We start from the raw sequence: 1096 nt of genomic DNA, 5'->3' as shown, positions 1-1096 counted from the left end.
GGCCACCGCGATCCAGACGCACATCGGCGTGACCACCTACTACCTGATTCCCACCGCGAACCTGCCGCTGCTGGACCCGCTGCGCATGATCCCCGTCCTGGGCAACCCGCTGGCCGACCTGCTCCAGCCATTCCTTCGGCCGTTCATCGACTTCGGCTACGCCACCGGGCTGCCCGGACCGTTCCAATCCATCTCGATCACCGCCGCCGGCGGATTGACTCCCGTTGCGGCACAAGCCATTCCCGAATCACTCGGCGCGGTGCTGGGCCCGCCGCCCGACTTCCCCGTCCCCGTCGACCGGCTGTAGCGCGGGTCAGCGGATGGACTGCAGCGGGCCCGGGGCCCGGCCGCCGGCGAGGGCGGCCGCGTCGGGAAGCAGCTCGGACAGCTGCATCGGATACACCGTCTCACCGGCCGCCGCCAGCCGGGCGATGTCGGCCGCGTCGCACCAGCGATGGCCGTCGATGTAACTGCGTTCCAGATCGGTTCGGCCCGCGACGGACGGCTCGAACCGGCGGGTGCGGTAGACGAAATAAAACTCCTCGCTGTCGATCAGCGAGCCGTTGAATTCGAACACCTCGTCGCGGCGCCAGACCGGGCCGACCATCTCGCCCGACCCCACCCGGAGGCCGGTCTCCTCGCCCAGCTCCCGCGCGGCGGCCTCGGCCAACCGCTCCCCCTTGCGCACCTCGCCGCCGATGGTGATCCACCATTTCGGCGCGTCCGCGCGGCTGATCGCCGGATCCGAACCGCGCAGCAGCAGCACCGCCCCGGTTTCGTCGAGCAGCACGACGCGCGCCGACGTCCGGTGGTCGAGCACCCCGTGGTCGCCGTGGGCCAGCGCGTGCGGCCGCTCGACGATCTCGAAATAACTGGGCCGCGCGGCGGTGCCGGCGAGGTGGAACAGCCGCACCAGGCGCCGCTCGGCCAGCGCCAGCGTGTCGCGGACGGCGTCGTTGTGGAAGCGGCGGGCCAGCACCACCCGGGCCTCGGCGTCGGCCAGCTCGGCGATCAGCCCGGCCGGCAGCGAGGCCGGATCGACGATCGCCAGCGCGGCCGAAAGCTGGTTCTCGCAGGACTCCCGCGCGGGCCGCGG

Annotated in this window: 2 protein-coding genes; one reads left to right on the top strand and one right to left on the bottom strand. The window is 72.3% G+C overall.

The window, feature by feature from the left end; translation table 11 throughout:
* On the top strand, positions 1–307 hold a 307-nt coding region (locus HMPREF0591_RS29890), incomplete at its 5' end, for a PE-PPE domain-containing protein (protein ID WP_007172631.1).
* A gap of 6 nt (positions 308–313) precedes the next feature.
* Here HMPREF0591_RS29890 and HMPREF0591_RS29885 read toward each other — a convergent pair.
* A partial coding sequence (locus HMPREF0591_RS29885; RefSeq protein WP_007172630.1) for an NUDIX hydrolase occupies positions 314–1096 on the bottom strand: 783 nt, incomplete at its 5' end.

Origin of the sequence: Mycobacterium parascrofulaceum ATCC BAA-614 (assembly GCF_000164135.1) — a bacterium.
Classification (GTDB): Bacteria; Actinomycetota; Actinomycetes; order Mycobacteriales; family Mycobacteriaceae; genus Mycobacterium; species Mycobacterium parascrofulaceum.
This window is presented reverse-complemented; position numbering and strand designations above follow the sequence as displayed.